19 protein-coding genes are annotated in these 16,780 nt (G+C 48.2%); all 19 read left to right on the top strand.

What is annotated here, in order from left to right; translation table 11 throughout:
• The first annotated feature begins 61 nt into the window (after window positions 1-61).
• Window positions 62-2,920, top strand: coding sequence for an RHS repeat-associated core domain-containing protein (locus tag QZ331_RS00150; protein ID WP_294626897.1), 2,859 nt, complete (start codon window positions 62-64; stop codon window positions 2,918-2,920).
• Between the two features lie 8 nt (window positions 2,921-2,928).
• A complete protein-coding gene (locus QZ331_RS00145) occupies window positions 2,929-3,360 on the top strand; it encodes a hypothetical protein (RefSeq protein ID WP_294626895.1) in 432 nt (143 codons plus the stop codon).
• A gap of 281 nt (window positions 3,361-3,641) precedes the next feature.
• On the top strand, window positions 3,642-4,388 hold the full coding sequence (locus tag QZ331_RS00140; RefSeq protein WP_294626894.1) for an RHS repeat-associated core domain-containing protein: 747 nt from the start codon (window positions 3,642-3,644) through the stop codon (window positions 4,386-4,388).
• A gap of 130 nt (window positions 4,389-4,518) precedes the next feature.
• On the top strand, window positions 4,519-4,818 hold the full coding sequence (locus QZ331_RS00135; protein ID WP_294626892.1) for a hypothetical protein: 300 nt from the start codon (window positions 4,519-4,521) through the stop codon (window positions 4,816-4,818).
• Window positions 4,818-5,729 carry an Imm65 family immunity protein gene (locus QZ331_RS00130; RefSeq protein WP_294626890.1) on the top strand — a complete coding sequence of 304 codons (912 nt, stop codon included), beginning with the start codon at window positions 4,818-4,820 and terminating at the stop codon, window positions 5,727-5,729. Before QZ331_RS00135 ends, QZ331_RS00130 begins: the two co-directional genes overlap by 1 nt.
• 337 nt (window positions 5,730-6,066) lie before the next feature.
• On the top strand, window positions 6,067-6,555 hold the full coding sequence (locus tag QZ331_RS00125; protein ID WP_294626888.1) for an HU family DNA-binding protein: 489 nt from the start codon (window positions 6,067-6,069) through the stop codon (window positions 6,553-6,555).
• 366 nt (window positions 6,556-6,921) lie between these two features.
• Window positions 6,922-7,821, top strand: coding sequence for a methyltransferase domain-containing protein (locus QZ331_RS00120; RefSeq protein ID WP_294626886.1), 900 nt, complete (start codon window positions 6,922-6,924; stop codon window positions 7,819-7,821).
• Between the two features lie 5 nt (window positions 7,822-7,826).
• A complete protein-coding gene (locus QZ331_RS00115) occupies window positions 7,827-8,708 on the top strand; it encodes a permease-like cell division protein FtsX (protein ID WP_294626884.1) in 882 nt (293 codons plus the stop codon).
• Between the two features lie 25 nt (window positions 8,709-8,733).
• Window positions 8,734-8,979, top strand: coding sequence for a DUF3098 domain-containing protein (locus QZ331_RS00110; protein ID WP_294626882.1), 246 nt, complete (start codon window positions 8,734-8,736; stop codon window positions 8,977-8,979).
• 8 nt (window positions 8,980-8,987) lie between these two features.
• On the top strand, window positions 8,988-9,779 hold the full coding sequence (locus tag QZ331_RS00105; protein WP_294626880.1) for an undecaprenyl-diphosphate phosphatase: 792 nt from the start codon (window positions 8,988-8,990) through the stop codon (window positions 9,777-9,779).
• Window positions 9,779-10,501 carry a tRNA pseudouridine(55) synthase TruB gene (gene truB / locus QZ331_RS00100; protein WP_294627236.1) on the top strand — a complete coding sequence of 241 codons (723 nt, stop codon included), beginning with the start codon at window positions 9,779-9,781 and terminating at the stop codon, window positions 10,499-10,501. Before QZ331_RS00105 ends, truB begins: the two co-directional genes overlap by 1 nt.
• A 17-nt stretch (window positions 10,502-10,518) precedes the next feature.
• The gene (gene queA, locus QZ331_RS00095; protein WP_294626878.1) at window positions 10,519-11,577 is read left to right on the top strand and encodes a tRNA preQ1(34) S-adenosylmethionine ribosyltransferase-isomerase QueA; all 1,059 of its coding nucleotides are present in this window, start codon (window positions 10,519-10,521) and stop codon (window positions 11,575-11,577) included.
• The gene (folK, locus tag QZ331_RS00090; RefSeq protein ID WP_294626876.1) at window positions 11,577-12,050 is read left to right on the top strand and encodes a 2-amino-4-hydroxy-6-hydroxymethyldihydropteridine diphosphokinase; all 474 of its coding nucleotides are present in this window, start codon (window positions 11,577-11,579) and stop codon (window positions 12,048-12,050) included. The genes queA and folK overlap by 1 nt, the downstream gene beginning before the upstream one ends.
• Before the next feature lie 250 nt (window positions 12,051-12,300).
• Window positions 12,301-13,593 carry a methionine adenosyltransferase gene (metK, locus tag QZ331_RS00085; protein WP_294626875.1) on the top strand — a complete coding sequence of 431 codons (1,293 nt, stop codon included), beginning with the start codon at window positions 12,301-12,303 and terminating at the stop codon, window positions 13,591-13,593.
• A gap of 333 nt (window positions 13,594-13,926) precedes the next feature.
• The gene (locus tag QZ331_RS00080) at window positions 13,927-14,514 is read left to right on the top strand and encodes a TIGR00730 family Rossman fold protein (protein ID WP_294626873.1); all 588 of its coding nucleotides are present in this window, start codon (window positions 13,927-13,929) and stop codon (window positions 14,512-14,514) included.
• A complete protein-coding gene (locus QZ331_RS00075) occupies window positions 14,511-15,350 on the top strand; it encodes a DUF4271 domain-containing protein (protein ID WP_294626872.1) in 840 nt (279 codons plus the stop codon). The genes QZ331_RS00080 and QZ331_RS00075 overlap by 4 nt, the downstream gene beginning before the upstream one ends.
• 4 nt (window positions 15,351-15,354) lie before the next feature.
• Entirely contained in the window at window positions 15,355-16,098 is a 744-nt protein-coding gene (locus tag QZ331_RS00070; RefSeq protein ID WP_294626870.1) for a uroporphyrinogen-III synthase, read from the top strand.
• Between the two features lie 8 nt (window positions 16,099-16,106).
• Window positions 16,107-16,496, top strand: a complete 390-nt coding sequence (gene rnpA, locus QZ331_RS00065) for a ribonuclease P protein component (protein ID WP_294626869.1) — start codon at window positions 16,107-16,109, stop codon at window positions 16,494-16,496.
• Entirely contained in the window at window positions 16,493-16,768 is a 276-nt protein-coding gene (gene yidD, locus QZ331_RS00060) for a membrane protein insertion efficiency factor YidD (RefSeq protein WP_294626867.1), read from the top strand. Before rnpA ends, yidD begins: the two co-directional genes overlap by 4 nt.
• Window positions 16,769-16,780 lie beyond the last annotated feature (12 nt).

Here is a 16,780-nt window from a genome sequence, read left to right as displayed (position 1 = left end):
TCCCTAAAATATTCCCTAAAACTATTCGGTATATGGTACGGAAGATGCGCCGTATGCTTTTATGCATACGGAATATGAATCTTCCCCTTTGCTCCGCCCGACGAAAACGGTCGGCTCCGGTAAGGCGTGGCATACTGCCGGCAAAGGCGTTACCTACTCTTATGGGATGAATGCGGCTGAGGAAGTCCGTCTTTACCGCATCTCTCCCGAGGGTATTCTGCTCTCTGCGGGTTTTTTTGCGCCCTGTACATTAGAGAAGGTGACGGAGACGGACGAAGACGGTCACGTCGCTATCCGTTTCACTGATAATCGTGGTCGCGACATTCTGCATATCAGTATGGACGGTGCTGAGCGTCTCTGCACCTATTATGTGTACGACTATCGTGACCATCTTTGCCTGGTTCTTCCTCCCGAAGCCTCCCACCGTTTGGAGAATGCTCCGGCGGCAGAACAGGAGACTATTCTCCGCCGTTTTGCCTACCGATACGTGTACGATAGCCGTGGACGTATCACGGAGAAACGCTTTCCCGGTTGCGAGCCTGTCTGTTTCGTCTACGACCGCCGCGACCGTACCATACTCACGCAAGACGGCCGTCAGCGTTCCTCTTCTTCTCTTTGCTGGAGATACTTTGCTTACGATGCTAAGAACCGTGAGACGGAAAATGGAGAAATCACCCTTTCGTCTCCCATGAGCCGTGAGCAGTTGCAGGCTGCTTACGATGCAAGTCCTGACTATGCAGTTACAGGTCTCCGTACTCCCCTGCAATGTACTTATTACGATGCATATCTTCCGAGCGTTGCCCATCCTTTCGTCTCTGCCGAAGGTTATTCGGTCGAACATCATCTTCGGACAGTCGGCTTGGTGACCGGACGGAAGAGCCGTATCTTGGGTACTGACCGTTGGGTTTCCTCCACCATTTATTATGATGATGAAGCGCGTGAGATTTATTCTGTGAGTACGCTTCCCGAATCGGACGGTCAGGTAAAGGAACTCCGCCTTCATACAGCATATAACTTTACGGGGCAGGTAGTGAAAAGCCGTTGGGAAGTGATAGCGGGCAATGTGTCGAACAACTTGGAGAGTACTTTTGCGTACGATGATCGTGGTCGTCTGATTATGCAGAAAGATTTCTGGAACGGTCTTTCGTCCGACACTCTTCATTATGTGTACGATGTAGTGGGTCGCTTGACAGAGAAGAGACGTGGCAATCGTACCTCCGAACAGTATGCTTATAACGTTCGTGGGTGGCTTGCTTCGCACAGTCTTTCAGGGCTTTCGCAACGTTTGCATTATACGGACGGTCCGGGCACACCTTGCTATAATGGCAATCTCAGTAGTATGTTTTGGACAGACGGTAGCTCTTCCGTTTCTCCCCGTGGCTACCGCTTTACTTACGATGGTCTGAACCGCCTGCAAGACGCTGTTTACGGCGAAGGTAACCTGCTTCAATCAAACGTCGGTCGTTTCAACGAACAAGTAACAGGCTATGATAAGAATGGTAATATCACCGACTTACTGCGCTACGGACAGGCTGGTGCCGCTACTTACGGTCTACTTGATAACTTGAACCTGACTTACTCGGGCAATCAATTACAATCGGTTTATGACAACGCTGCTCATTCTTCTTACGGCAATGGTATGTCCTTCATCGACGGCTCTAACCTTCCCGTTGAATACGCCTATGATGAAAATGGTAACTTGACTAAAGATTTGAATAAAAAGATAGCTGATATTCAATACAATTTATTAAATTTGCCGGAGAAGGTCGAGTTTGAAAACGGTGACTGTATCTGTTACTTGTATGCGGCGGACGGAACGAAGCTCCGTTCTACATATATTTCAGGAAATGATGTGACTACGGTTTCTTCTTTCGGCTCTGCGGTCTATGAGAATGATGTTTTAACAATGGTTTTGACTTCGGACGGTTATATCACGCCATCGGATGGTAAGTTTCATTATTATTTCTACGACCATCAGGGTAATGTTCGTGCTGTACTAAACCAGGATGGAGCGGTAGAGGAAACGAATGATTACTATCCTTTCGGCGGGTTGATGGCTTCCTCTTCTTCTGTTTCCGTTCAGCCTTATAAGTATAACGGTAAGGAATTAGATAGGAAAGGTAGGTTGGATTGGTATGATTACGGTGCCCGCTGGTATGATGCTGCGATTGGCAGGTGGCATATGGTAGACCCGTTAGCGGAGAAATATTATGGGATTACTTCTTATTCATATTGTGGGAATAATCCTGTTAACTACATTGATCCTTTCGGAATGGACTATTGGAGTACGAGTGATCCGAATGAAATATCTCGCTTTTTGGGTACTCTCCATTTTGACAATGGTTCTATTTTTGAAATTTTCAACTTCGATTCCTGGAATCACGCCACTGATAGTGAATTCACTGGTAATTTGACATTTAACGATCAAACGAATACCTTCTATTCAAGTTATGGTGTTGTAGAAAATGGAGTTCCTACCAGTGTTGGTATTTCTGTAAAAGCCTTAAATGTTTGGGAAGGTGGAGCTTCAATTGAAGGTGGTCGTGGTCGATGGTATAGAAGGGCATCAGGCAGGTTGGAGAATATTTATCCTGAACATCAGTTATTAAAACTTTTTTTAGGTGGATATGTTAATCCTGTTTCATTTATCTATAAAAGTACAGATGGATTGTTTGGTTTTTCGTCTTTGGCAGGTAAAGGAAAAGGGGGTAAGATAGGCATAGGTAAGTGTTCGACTAAAGGAATGCCGCATGGTGATGGTGGAAGGGCTTTAACACAGGCGGAGAAGCGGATAATGGAGTTGGAGAAACAGCTTCAGACGGCTACAGGAAAAGAGAAAGTGAAAATTTCCAAGAAAATTAGTAATATCCGAAAGGATGCTGAAAGGAAAGCAAAAGGTGAAACTCATTGGCGAAAATAGATTATAGTATGGAGAAATTAGAATTAGTTCCCAATGTTTCTGTTGGGATGTTTGTTTTAGGAGACAATATTAACAGGTATTTGAGTTTGTCACATACTGTAGAACATATAGATCGTGGATTTTATTCTTATGATGACTACGAGTTTCCAGAACAATATGTATCTATGTGGGTGGAGAATCAAAAGATTGAATTTATTACTTGTGATACATATTGTTTTTGGCATAATGAAAACTTAATAGGAATGTCATACGATCGTTTTTTATTATTGATAGGAGGACAGCAACCCGATGATGAAGATGTCTGTTATATACCTATATCCAAAGATAGAGGACAAAATCAAAAAGTTTATGACTTTGAAAATTTAGGTCTGCAAATATGGGTGTGGAGAAATAAGATTAAAACAGTCATAATTTCAAAGGATATTTTAGAGGATGAATAGAAGTATGGAATAATATTTCATTTTCAGATTATATTTTATCGGTTAATAAATAAAGATGTGTCATAATACCCAAATAGAAGAATTTACCCCTGCCATAGTGAAGTGGCAGGGGTAAATTCTTCAAAGAGTATGTTTTGATATACCCTCATTTGGGATATTTGATGTTACCAATATCAATATGACTTCTTGAAACGTCTCATGAGCAAGCGGCTGGCTATGACCGAAACGGAAATATCACCTACGGACAGGCTGGTGCCGCTACTTACGGTCTACTTGATAACTTGAATCTGACTTACTCGGGCAATCAATTACAATCAGTTTATGACAACGCCGTTCATTCTTCTTACGGCAATGGTATGTCCTTCATCGACGGCTCTAACCTTCCTGTTGAATACGCCTATGATGAAAATGGTAACTTGACTAAAGATTTGAATAAAAAGATAGCTGATATTCAATACAATTTATTAAATTTGCCGGAGAAGGTCGAGTTTGAAAACGGTGACTGTATCTGTTACTTGTATGCGGCGGACGGAACGAAGCTCCGTTCTACATATATTTCAGGAAATGATGTGACTACGGTTTCTTCTTTCGGCTCTGCGGTCTATGAGAATGATGTTTTAACAATGGTTTTGACTTCGGACGGTTATATCACGCCATCGGATGGTAAGTTTCATTATTATTTCTACGACCATCAGGGTAATGTTCGTGCTGTACTAAACCAGGATGGAGCGGTAGAGGAAACGAATGATTACTATCCTTTCGGCGGGTTGATGGCTTCCTCTTCTTCTGTTTCCGTTCAGCCTTATAAGTATAACGGTAAGGAATTAGATAGGAAAGGTAGGTTGGATTGGTATGATTACGGTGCCCGCTGGTATGATGCTGCGATTGGCAGGTGGAACGGAATCGATTCCTCCTGTGAGAAATACTACAATTGGAGCCTTTATGCTTATTGTAAGAATAATCCGGTGTTGAGGATAGATTTAGATGGGAAGGATGATTATGTGATAAATCAAAGGGCAACTTTTTAAAACTTCAACAAATAAACTTCCTTATGATAGATTGATTAGGATAAATAATGAGGATATTTCAATTGTTGTAAAAGATAAGAAATTCCTTGTAGGAATGTATGCTATGCAGAAGTCACATAATAATACCAAAATGGAATATTATAATTCAACAGTGAATCTTGACGATGCGGCTGCTGTCTTTAAGTTTGGTGCGGATTACACGAAAGTAGAATGGAATCATGTAGTAGCTCTTCATTCGCATCCACAAAATGATAGAACTTCTGATAATGATATGAGTCTTTTGAAAATCAATTTGGGTGCTATTTATTATGTTAGTGAACAAAAACTTTTGTTTTATAATAGTAAAAAAGCCCGTATTGAAAATGAGATTTTTATAATAAATACAAGTAGTGAACTGTTGAAAAGGTTGAATGAGAAATTTATGAAGTAATGAGAAGTGTATTTTTAAATTTGTTGTTTTTATTTATTATGGTAGGCTGTACACAGCCTACCATAGACCAAGTTCAGCAATCGGTAAAAGAGCAAGCCTGTTTGTTGGTTGACAGTGGAGTTATAGTCAATAAGTATGTGATATTGTATGAATTGGCAATAAATGATTCCAATCATATTTATGAAATTCATGCATCAGATTATCCCGCATGGGAGGGGGATTATCCTTCAAAAATCGTTCAATACAAGGACAGATACCTTTGTTTTATAGAATTGGATGAATTTCCAATGTCTGCAGAAGAAATGATAGAGCAGACCGGTTATTCCAATAATATTAATATGGAATTCAATGGAGGGGAAACATGGGTATTGGTAGTTTCCAAACGTGGCGAGAAGAAGAAATTGATAGAAATTTCGTTGCTTGAGCCAGGTTGGGTTACATATTTTAATATAAAGGAATTGTGGCCTTACTTTTCCGGATATGTGAAAGGGGGAAAGGTACAGATGGGAGTTATGTCTCATGATGTTGAGTCGGAAGAGTCTTTTTCATGTTATAATGTAGATAGCATAAGACAAAAAATCTTTTGGGATGAAGCACAAATGAAAACGATGATAAAAGAGATCAATGGGAAGATGTATTTAAGAAACAATACCGATTCTACAGTCTGTGTGTCATCAGAAAACCTGAAACATTATGCTGTTGTTAACAATCATGATAGCTTGTATTTGTCTCTTTGTGATTCTTTGCCTATAATTTTAGGACCTGATGAATATAAAATAGTCAATTATAAGAGTCTTCCTCGTCAAGACTGTTTTTTCAAGAATATATCGTTGGAGAAAGACTGTTGGGGCTATCTTTATGATTTGTTTTGCAATTCTACTTGGGGAAACAGTTCAAGATATGAAGAATGATTTAATTGAAGACTTTTATATTCAGGATGATGTATTGTCTGTTTTCACTGATAATAATAAATACATATATAAATTATAAAGTCTTGTTGGATTTGAAAGCTGCTGTTTATGGCGAAGGCTATTTGTTCCAGCAGCTATATATGCTGGAAGTTAGACATATATGTCCTGCAAATCAGTTATATGGAGAGGGGAGATAGCAGATAATCTTATTAATTAATTTATGAACGCATTTTGAAAAAAAGATTGTGTCAGTCTGAACAATCGCCATATCTTTGCAGTGTCATTAAGCTTGAGGACAAAACTAAAATGATTTATTAACACAAAAAACGATTGAACTATGCCAGTATTGTACAAAGTCTTCCAGTCTCCTCTGGAAACGAAAGAGAAAAAGAAACTGTTTTACCCCCGTGTGATATACACCGGCAATGTGAACACCACGCAACTCGCCAACGAGATAGCCGCCTACTCGTCCCTCTCTCCGGGCGATGTAAAGAACACGCTCGACAACCTTGTGACCGTGATGGCACAACACTTGCAAGCATCGGAGCGTGTGACGCTCGACGGCTTCGGCACGTTCCGCATGGTGATGAAGTCCAGTGGCAGTGGCGTCGAACTCCCCGAAAAGGTATCTGCCGCTCAGGCTTCGCTCACCGTGCGCTTCCAGCCCGCCTACACCAAGAACCCTGACCGTACCACGGCAACCCGTTCGCTGGTCACCGGCGTCAAGTGTGTCCGCTTCGACCTTGCCGACACGCCGACTTCGGATGGCAACAACGGCGGCAACCCCGGCGGTGACGACGGTGAGACTCCGGACCCGGGAGCATAAACCGTCCGCACGACACAACACAAACACGACAACCGGCTAAACAGAATCCTGGTCGGACTCACGCAAGTTCGAGATAAAACCAAAAGATGGTAAACCACCCGTCATTGACAAAGCGAAAGTCAATGGCGGGTTTCTTTTTTTTGAGGAAACAACCTTTCAATCAATTCACCAGGAAGTGATTGAAAGAACGGCGCCGCGAATGTCACATCCGCACAATGGCTTTCGGGTGCCTACAGGGAGTAAATCTTCTATTAAAAGTCCTTAACAAAAGCCCGTCACCTCGCTTTTTATTTGTTTCTTTGCACCAAATTCGGGTATAGTGTTGTCAGGCGGTTCGGGGGCAGCACTTAATTTTGTTTGAAATTAATGGAGAAACTCAGTATAAATGCTTGTCCGGTGTGTGGCAGTACGCACTTGAAGCGCCTTATGACTTGTACGGATTTTTATGCTTCGGGCGAACAGTTTGAGCTGCATTCGTGTGAGGACTGCGGATTTACATTCACGCAAGGCGTTCCCGTAGAAGCAGAGATAGGCAAGTATTACGAGACTCCCGATTACATCTCCCATACCGATACGCGCAAGGGCGCGATGAATACCATTTACCATTACGTACGCTCCTATATGCTGGGCCGCAAGGCGCGCCTGGTAGCAAAAGAAGCACACCATAAGACAGGGCGCCTGCTTGACATAGGCACGGGAACCGGCTATTTCGCTCACACAATGGTGCGTCGTGGCTGGAAAGTGGAAGCGGTGGAGAAAAGTCCCCAGGCACGCCAATTTGCGAAAAAGCACTTCCAACTGGACGTGAAGCCCGAACCGGCCCTGAAAGAGTTTGCTCTCGGTAGCTTTGATGTAATCACCCTTTGGCACGTGATGGAGCACCTGGAACACCTCAACGAGATTTGGCAGATGCTTCATGAATTGCTGACCGAAAAAGGCGTGCTGATTGTAGCACTGCCCAACTGCTCTTCTTACGACGCGCAACGCTACCGGGAATATTGGGCGGCTTATGACGTCCCCCGCCATCTTTGGCATTTCACCCCGGACACTGTACAACAGTTGGCTTCCCGCCACGGATTTATTATGGCAGCACGCCACCCGATGCCGTTCGACGCGTTCTACGTATCCATGTTGAGCGAGAAGCACCGTGGCAGCGCGAACAGCTTTCTGAAAGGGCTGTACGCCGGAACGCTTGCCTGGTTTAGCGCTTTGGGACAGAAAGAGCGGAGCAGCTCCATGATTTACGTATTCCGAAAAAAGAGATAGCACACATGGGAGGTAAGAGCAAACATAAGTCAGGTTCGTTTTTCGATATGCAGTTCGTCACGTCGAGCGTCAGTACCACTCTGGTGCTGCTGCTGTTAGGGATGGTTGTCTTTTTCGTGCTTACGGCGCACAACCTTTCCGTGTATGTCCGTGAGAATATCAGTTTCTCCATTCTCATCAGCGACGACATGAAAGAGGCGGATATCCTCAAACTCCAGAAGAAATTGAACAAGGAATCGTTCGTGAAACACTCCGAATACATCTCCAAGAAGCAGGCCTTGAAAGAGCAGACCGAAGCGATGGGAACCGACCCCGAAGAATTCCTGGGATACAACCCCTTCACCGCTTCCCTCGAAATCAAGCTGCACTCCGACTATGCCAACTCCGACAGCATCGCGAAGATAGAGAAACTGATAAAGAAAAACTCCAATATACAAGACGTGTTTTACCGGAAGGAATTGATTGATGCCGTGAATGACAACATCCGGAATATCAGTCTGGTACTGCTTGCTTTGGCCGTAGTGCTCACTTTCATATCCTTCGCCCTGATAAACAATACGATAAGACTTGCCATCTATTCCAAACGCTTCCTCATCCACACCATGAAACTGGTGGGAGCGAGCTGGGGATTCATACGCGGTCCGTTTCTGCGGAAAAACGTATGGAGCGGGATACTGGCAGCCATCATTGCCGATGCCCTATTGATGGGATCCGCCTACTGGGCAGTGACCTACGAGCAGGAATTGCTCCACGTCATCACCCCCGAAGTCATGCTGGCGGTATGCGCAAGCGTATTGCTGTTCGGTATTGTAATAACGTGGCTGTGCGCCTACTTCTCCATGAACAAGTATCTGAGAATGAAAGCAAACAGCCTGTACTATATTTAATCTCAAAACAAAGAAGAAACAAACTATGTCTGACAAGCGGAAATTTGCCTTCGATAAAGTGAACTTTATCTTGCTCGCGATAGGAATGGCGGTTGTTATCATCGGCTTCCTGTTGATGTCCGGACCCTCGTCGTCCGAAACGGTTTTCGAACCCGATATTTTCAGTGTACGCAGAATAAAGGTGGCGCCTGCCGTCTGCCTGTTCGGTTTTTTGTTTATGATATATGCCGTGTTGCATAAACCCCGGGTGCTTACAAATAAAGAAGAATAAATAGAGTTATGAGTTGGCTGGAAGCATTGGTGCTCGGACTGATTCAGGGATTGACCGAGTATTTGCCTGTAAGTAGCAGTGGCCATCTGGCTATCGGGTCGGCGCTGTTTGGTGTAGAGGGTGAAGAGAACCTTGCCTTTACGATAGTGGTGCACGTGGCTACGGTGTGCAGCACGTTGGTGATTTTATGGAAAGAGATAGACTGGATTTTCCGGGGACTGTTCAAGTTCCGGATGAACGACGAGACACGCTACGTCATCAACATACTGGTTTCAATGATGCCCATCGGTATCGTAGGCGTGTTCTTTAAGGACTATGTAGAAGAGATTTTCGGTTCGGGACTGCTCATCGTGGGCTGTATGTTGCTGCTCACTGCCGCCCTGCTCACCTTCTCTTACTACTACAAGCCGCGCCAGAAAGAGAACATCTCGATGAAGGACGCCTTGATTATCGGTATCGCACAAGCCTGCGCGGTGATGCCGGGACTCTCCCGTTCGGGTTCTACCATCGCTACGGGACTGCTGCTGGGCGCCGACAAGGCGAAGCTGGCACAATTCTCCTTCCTGATGGTCATTCCGCCCATTTTGGGAGAAGCGTTGCTCGACGGGATGAAGATGATGAAGGGCGAAGATGTGGTAGGCGACATCCCCGCCTTGTCGCTTGTTGTCGGTTTCCTCGCCGCTTTCGTGGCGGGCTGCCTGGCTTGCAAGTGGATGATTAATGTGGTGAAGAAAGGAAAACTAATCTATTTCGCTATCTACTGCGCGATAGCGGGATTGGTAACGATTATATGGAGCTGATGAATTTTAAAAAAGGAGAAGTACTGTTTTTCGACAAACCTCTTGGCTGGACATCGTTCAAGGTAGTGGGGCACGCCCGTTACCACATCTGCCGGCGGATAGGGGTGAAGAAACTGAAAGTGGGCCATGCCGGCACGCTGGACCCCCTTGCGACAGGAGTCATGATTGTATGTACGGGTAAGGCAACGAAGAGAATCGAAGAGTTCCAATACCATACGAAGGAGTACGTCGCTACGCTCCGGTTGGGAGCCACCACGCCGTCGTACGATTTGGAGCATGAGATAGACGCCACCTACCCTACCGAACATATCACGCGGGAGCTGGTGGAAGAGGTGCTGACACGCTTCGTCGGTACGATAGAGCAGGTTCCGCCCGCCTTCTCCGCCTGCATGGTAGACGGGAAGCGTGCCTACGAGCTGGCACGCAAAGGCGAGGAGGTCGAACTGAAGGCGAAGCAGCTTGTCATCGACGAGATTGAGTTGCAGGAGTGCCGCCTGGACATTCCCGAGCCGATGATTCGGATTCGCGTCGTATGCAGCAAGGGGACGTATATCCGCGCCCTGGCACGCGACATCGGTGAGGCACTCCACAGCGGCGCCCACCTGACAGGGCTGGTTCGCACCCGTGTGGGCGACGTCCGCCTGGAAGACTGCCTCAATCCAGAACACTTCAAAGCGTGGATTGACGGTCAGGAGATAGAAAATGAGGAAGAAAATAATTAACGTAATAAGGAATAGATATGAAATTATCACAATTCAAATTTAAGTTGCCCGAGGATAAGATTGCTCTGCACCCTATGAAATACAGGGATGAGTCTCGTTTGATGGTGCTGCACCGTAAGACCGGTAAGATTGAGCACAAGATGTTCAAGGAAGTGTTGGACTACTTTGATGACAAGGATGTGTTTATTTTCAACGATACGAAAGTGTTCCCTGCCCGTTTGTACGGTAACAAGGAGAAGACGGGTGCGCGTATCGAAGTGTTCCTGTTGCGTGAGCTGAACGAAGAACTCCGTTTGTGGGACGTATTGGTAGACCCTGCCCGTAAGATTCGCATCGGCAACAAGCTGTATTTCGGCCCCGACGACTCGATGGTGGCGGAAGTAATTGACAATACCACCTCGCGCGGACGTACGCTCCGTTTCCTTTACGACGGCCCTCACGATGAATTCAAGAAAGCCCTCTACGAACTGGGCGAAACGCCCCTTCCTCACTCCATCATCAACCGTCCGGTGGAGCCGGAGGATGCCGAACGCTTCCAGTCCATCTTCGCGAAGAACGAAGGTGCGGTGACTGCTCCGACTGCCAGCCTGCACTTCAGCCGCGAGCTGATGAAGCGTCTCGAAATCAGAGGCGTCGATTTTGCCTACATCACCCTCCACGCCGGATTGGGCAACTTCCGCGACATCGATGTGGAAGACCTGACGAAGCACAAGATGGACTCCGAGCAGATGTTTGTAGACGAACTCGCAGTGAAGACCGTCAACCGGGCGAAGGATACAGGCAAGAATGTCTGCGCGGTGGGCACGACCGTGATGCGCGCCATCGAAAGCGCCGTGAGCACCGACGGACACCTGAAGGAATTCGAGGGATGGACCAACAAGTTCATCTTCCCGCCGTATGAATTCACCGTGGCCAATTCGATGATTTCCAACTTCCATATGCCGCTTTCCACACTGCTGATGATTGTGGCGGCTTTCGGCGGATACGAGCAGGTGATGGATGCCTACAATGTGGCGTTGAAAGAGGGTTACCGCTTCGGTACCTACGGAGATGCGATGCTGATTTTGGATAAATAATGGCAAAAGTATATGTAGGCCTCGGCACAAACTTGGGAGACAAGGAACAGAATCTCCGCGATGCCGTGCAAAAGATAGAAAAGCAGATAGGGAAAGTCGTTTCCCTGTCTGCTTTTTATGTCACCGCCCCGTGGGGCTTTGCCTCCGACAACAGTTTCCTCAATGCCGCCGCCTGCGTGGATACGGCACTCTCTCCCTGGGAAGTATTACAGCAGACGCAGGCGATTGAACGCGAGTTGGGGCGCACGAAGAAATCGGTCGGCGGCGTATACAGCGACCGTCTCATCGATATCGACCTCCTGCTTTATGAAGACCTGGTGCTTTCCGCCACCTCCCCTTCGGGTGCGGAGCTTACCCTTCCCCATCCGCTGATGGCGGAGCGCGACTTCGTGATGCGTCCACTGGCGGAGATTGCGCCCGAAGTGGTGCATCCCGTGTCGGGAAAGACGATGAAAGAGATGGCCGGTGAATAGTCAATCGATAGCGGTGCGGCAACCGTATTTATGTGTTAAATACCCCCCGAAGATACGCATTATCTCCAAAAACTCTTTATCTTTGCCGCCGAAATGAAAGTGTGGACAGATTTGAGTAGCTTGCAACCACGGAAAAAAATGCTAAAACACGTCTTACCGACGCCTTTCGGCTTGTCTCCCCGCAGCACTCACCTCCTCTCCTGCTCGATTATTTTTTAATTCTCAATTCTTAATTTTTAATTCAACAAAGATGGGATACTTATTTACATCCGAATCGGTGTCAGAAGGACACCCCGACAAGGTAGCCGATCAGATATCGGACGCCGTACTTGACAAACTGTTGGCCTACGACCCCAGTTCGAAAGTAGCTTGCGAAACACTGGTGACTACGGGACAGGTAGTGCTGGCGGGTGAAGTGAAAACAAAAGCGTACGTTGACCTCCAGCTCATCGCGCGCGAAGTGATTAAGAAAATCGGCTATACCAAAGGAGAGTATATGTTTGAGAGCAACTCCTGCGGTGTATTGTCCGCCATCCATGAGCAAAGCCCCGACATCAACCGCGGCGTGGAGCGCCAGGACCCGATGGAACAGGGCGCAGGCGACCAGGGTATGATGTTCGGCTACGCCACCAACGAGACGGAAAACTATATGCCCCTCTCGCTCGACCTGGCACACCGCATCCTGCAAGTGCTTGCCGACATCCGCCGCGAAGGCGAAGTGATGACCTATCTGCGCCCCGACGCCAAGAGCCAGGTTACCATTGAATACGACGACAACGGAACCCCCGTTCGCATCGACACCATCGTCGTCTCTACGCAGCACGACGACTTTATCCAACCTGCGGACCATTCGCAGGAGGCACAGTTGAAGGCCGACGAAGAGATGCTGGCCGTCATCCGCCGCGATGTAATCGACATCCTGATGCCCCGTGTCATCGCTTCCATCCACCACGACAAGGTGCTGGCACTGTTCAACGACAAGATTATCTATCACGTCAACCCTACCGGGAAGTTTGTTATCGGCGGCCCGCACGGCGACACCGGCTTGACAGGCCGCAAGATTATCGTCGATACTTACGGCGGCAAGGGCGCACACGGCGGCGGCGCTTTCTCGGGCAAAGACCCCAGCAAGGTAGACCGCAGCGCAGCCTATGCCGCACGCCACATTGCCAAGAACATGGTAGCGGCAGGCGTGGCCGACGAGATGCTGGTGCAGGTAAGTTACGCCATCGGCGTAGCGCGCCCCATCAACATCTTTGTAGATACGTACGGCCGTTCTCATGTCAACATGACCGACGGAGAGATTGCCCGCGTCATCGACCAGTTGTTCGACCTCCGTCCGAAGGCCATCGAAGAGCGTCTGAAACTCCGCAACCCCATCTACCAGGAAACTGCCGCTTACGGCCACATGGGACGCGAACCGCAGGTGGTTACCAAGAAGTTCTTCTCCCGCTACGAGGGCGACAAGACGGTAGACGTGGAGCTGTTCACCTGGGAGAAACTCGACTATGTGGATAAAATCAAGGCTGCCTTCGCTTTGTAACAAGACCATGTAAGAGGGTCGTTCAGAAACTCGTTATGGATAGAAAGCCATTCTTTGCGGGCTGCATACACTTGTGGGCAGTCGCAGGGAATGGCTTTCTCCGTTTGCGTACAGCGCATATATCTCCTGCGTGCAGCGTATATATACCGTGCGTGCAGGAGATATATATCCAACACGCAGCGCATACGTCTCCTGCACGTACGCCACAGAGCACCTGTGCGGAGCACGGAAAGAAGGCAACGGATAATCCCGGGAAGATAAACACGAATAACGGAATTTTTTAGTAATTTTGCGCCCGTCGACATAATAACCCCTAAGTACAGCGTGATGAAGATGAACCGTATAAACTCCGTATGCGTCTACAGCGCATCGAGCACCCGAATAGCCCCCGTTTACTTTGAAGCAGCCCGCCGGCTCGGACAGTTGCTTGCCCGGCACCGCATCCGTCTCGTCAACGGAGCCGGAAGCATCGGGCTGATGCGCTCGGTGGCGGATGCGGTGCTGGAGAACGGCGGCGCGGTCACCGGAGTCATCCCCCGCTTCATGATAGAGCAGAACTGGCACCATACGGGACTGACCGAACTCATCGAAGTAGACTCCATGCACGAACGCAAGCAGACGATGGCCAGCCTGAGCGACGCCGTCATCGCCCTGCCGGGCGGGTGCGGCACGCTCGAAGAACTACTCGAGATAATCACCTGGAAGCAACTCGGACTCTATCTCAACCCCATTGTCATACTCAATGTGGACGGATTCTTCAACCCGTTGCTCGAAATGCTCGAGAAAGCCATCGGCGAGAACTTCATGCGCCGGCAGCACGCAGACATATGGCGGGTGGCACACACGCCCGAAGAGGCCGTGCGCCTGCTTTACGAAACTCCCGTATGGGACGCTTCCATCTGTAAATTTGCAGCGATATGACAAGGAGCGACACAATAGACACCCTGCACACCGACACCCTGCCGCTCTTCCAGCAAGCGCAGCCGCTTTCGGCACAGGCAGCGAACGACACCCTGCCCGCACCCGTTGCAACCCACACGGCACAGGAATCCGGTGCAGGGTTCGAGGGAACCCCCGTCTCCTACGCGCCCCGCACGGACGATGCCATCTCGCTCACCCTGCTCGCCTGCTTCTTCCTCTCCTCTCTCGCCCTGTCGCGCGGGAAGAAATTCCTTACGCAGCAAGCGAAAGACTTCCTGCTGCACCGCCAACGGGCGAGCATCTTCGACAGCTCCACGGTGGGCGACATCCGCTACCTCCTCGTACTTGTGGTGCAGACGTGCGTGCTGTCGGGAATCACCTTCTTCAACTATTTTCACGACACCACCCCCCAACTCATGGAACGCGTCTCCCCCCTCCTCGTGTTGGGAACATACGTCGGCTTCTGCCTCGCCTATTTCATACTCAAATGGCTGCTTTATATGTTTCTGGGCTGGGTGTTCTTTGATAAAAACCTGACAAATATGTGGCTCGAATCCTATTCGGCACTCATTTATTATGCCGGATTCGCCCTTTTTCCGCTCGTACTTTTTCTGGTCTATTTCGACTTGAGCCTCACCAATCTGATTTTAATTGGTTCTATTGTTTTAATTTTCGCTAAAATGTTGATGTTTTATAAGTGGATAAAGTTTTTTTTCCATCAATTTAACGGGCTTTTCCTTTTAATTGTGTACTTTTGCGCCCTTGAAATCATACCTTGCCTGCTACTCTATCAAGGTCTGATTCGAATGAATAATATTTTGCTAATAAAATTTTAGGACGTTGAAAATTAAAAAAGTACTTGTGTCGCAGCCTAAGCCTGCATCAGAGAAGTCTCCCTATTACGACATAGCAGAGAAGTATGGCGTAACCATAGACTTCCGTCCCTTTATCAAGGTCGAAAGTCTTTCGGCAAAAGAATTTCGGCAACAGAAGATTTCGATTCTCGACCATACTGCTGTTATTTTCACTTCGCGTCATGCCATCGACCACTTTTTCGGTCTGTGCACAGAACTGCGTGTAACCATCCCCGAGACCATGAAGTATTTCTGCGTCACGGAAGCAGTGGCCCTGTATATCCAGAAGTATGTACAATACCGCAAACGCAAAATCTTCTTCGGAGCTACCGGAAAACTGGAAGACCTCATGCCTTCCATCGTGAAACATAAAGCGGAGAAATATTTCGTCCCCATGTCCGACGTGCACAACGACGATGTGAAAAACCTGCTCGACAAGAGCGGAATACAGCATACCGAAGGCGTGATGTACCGCACAGTGAGCAACGACTTCACATCCGAAGCGTTCGACTACGATATGCTCGTATTCTTCAGCCCGGCAGGAGTGGCCTCCTTGCAGAAGAACTTCCCCGACTTCGACCAGAAGGACATCAAGATAGGAACATTCGGGGCAACCACCGCGCAGGCCGTACGCGACGCCGGACTCCGCCTCGACCTCGAAGCGCCCACCGTGCAGGCACCGTCGATGACAGCCGCGCTCGATATGTTTATCAAAGAAAACAACAAATAAACCAAGCTGTGGGTATATACACCTTGTGCAAAGCCGAAAGGCTGAACAGCAAAACGCAAATCGGAAAGATGTTTGAAGGCGGCGCGTCGAAGTCGTTCTCCATCTTTCCGATACGCGTCGTATATATGCCCGTGGAGCAAGGAGAAGCGGCAGCCTCCATCCTTGTCAGCGTGTCGAAACGGCGCTTCAAGCGGGCGGTGAAACGCAACCGCGTGAAACGTCAGATACGCGAAGCCTATCGCAAGAACAAAGACCTGCTCACAGCCGCGCTGCAACACAGCGGCCGCCGGATTGCCATCGCCTTCATCTACCTCTCGGACGAACTCGTAGCCACTGCCGAACTGGAAGAGAAAATGAAAACAGCGCTCGCGCGCATCTCCGAAAAACTCTCCTTATGAAACCGCACAGTGACGGGATATCCCTCGCATGGACATCCGTGAAACGGTTTCTGAGAAGCGCCTGCTCGCTCCTGCTGCTGCTCCCCGTCTACTTTTACCGCGCGTGCATCTCGCCGCTCACACCCCCTTCGTGCCGATTTACGCCCACCTGCTCCGCCTATGCCGTCGAAGCCATCAAGAAGCACGGCCCCCTGAAAGGGCTTTACCTCACCGTGCGGCGCATTCTGCGATGCCATCCCTGGGGCGGTTCGGGCTACGACCCCGTGCCGTGAAACGTCTGCCTT

Origin of the sequence: uncultured Bacteroides sp. (genome assembly GCF_910586915.1) — a bacterium.
GTDB lineage: Bacteria > Bacteroidota > Bacteroidia > Bacteroidales > Bacteroidaceae > Bacteroides.
This window is presented reverse-complemented; position numbering and strand designations above follow the sequence as displayed.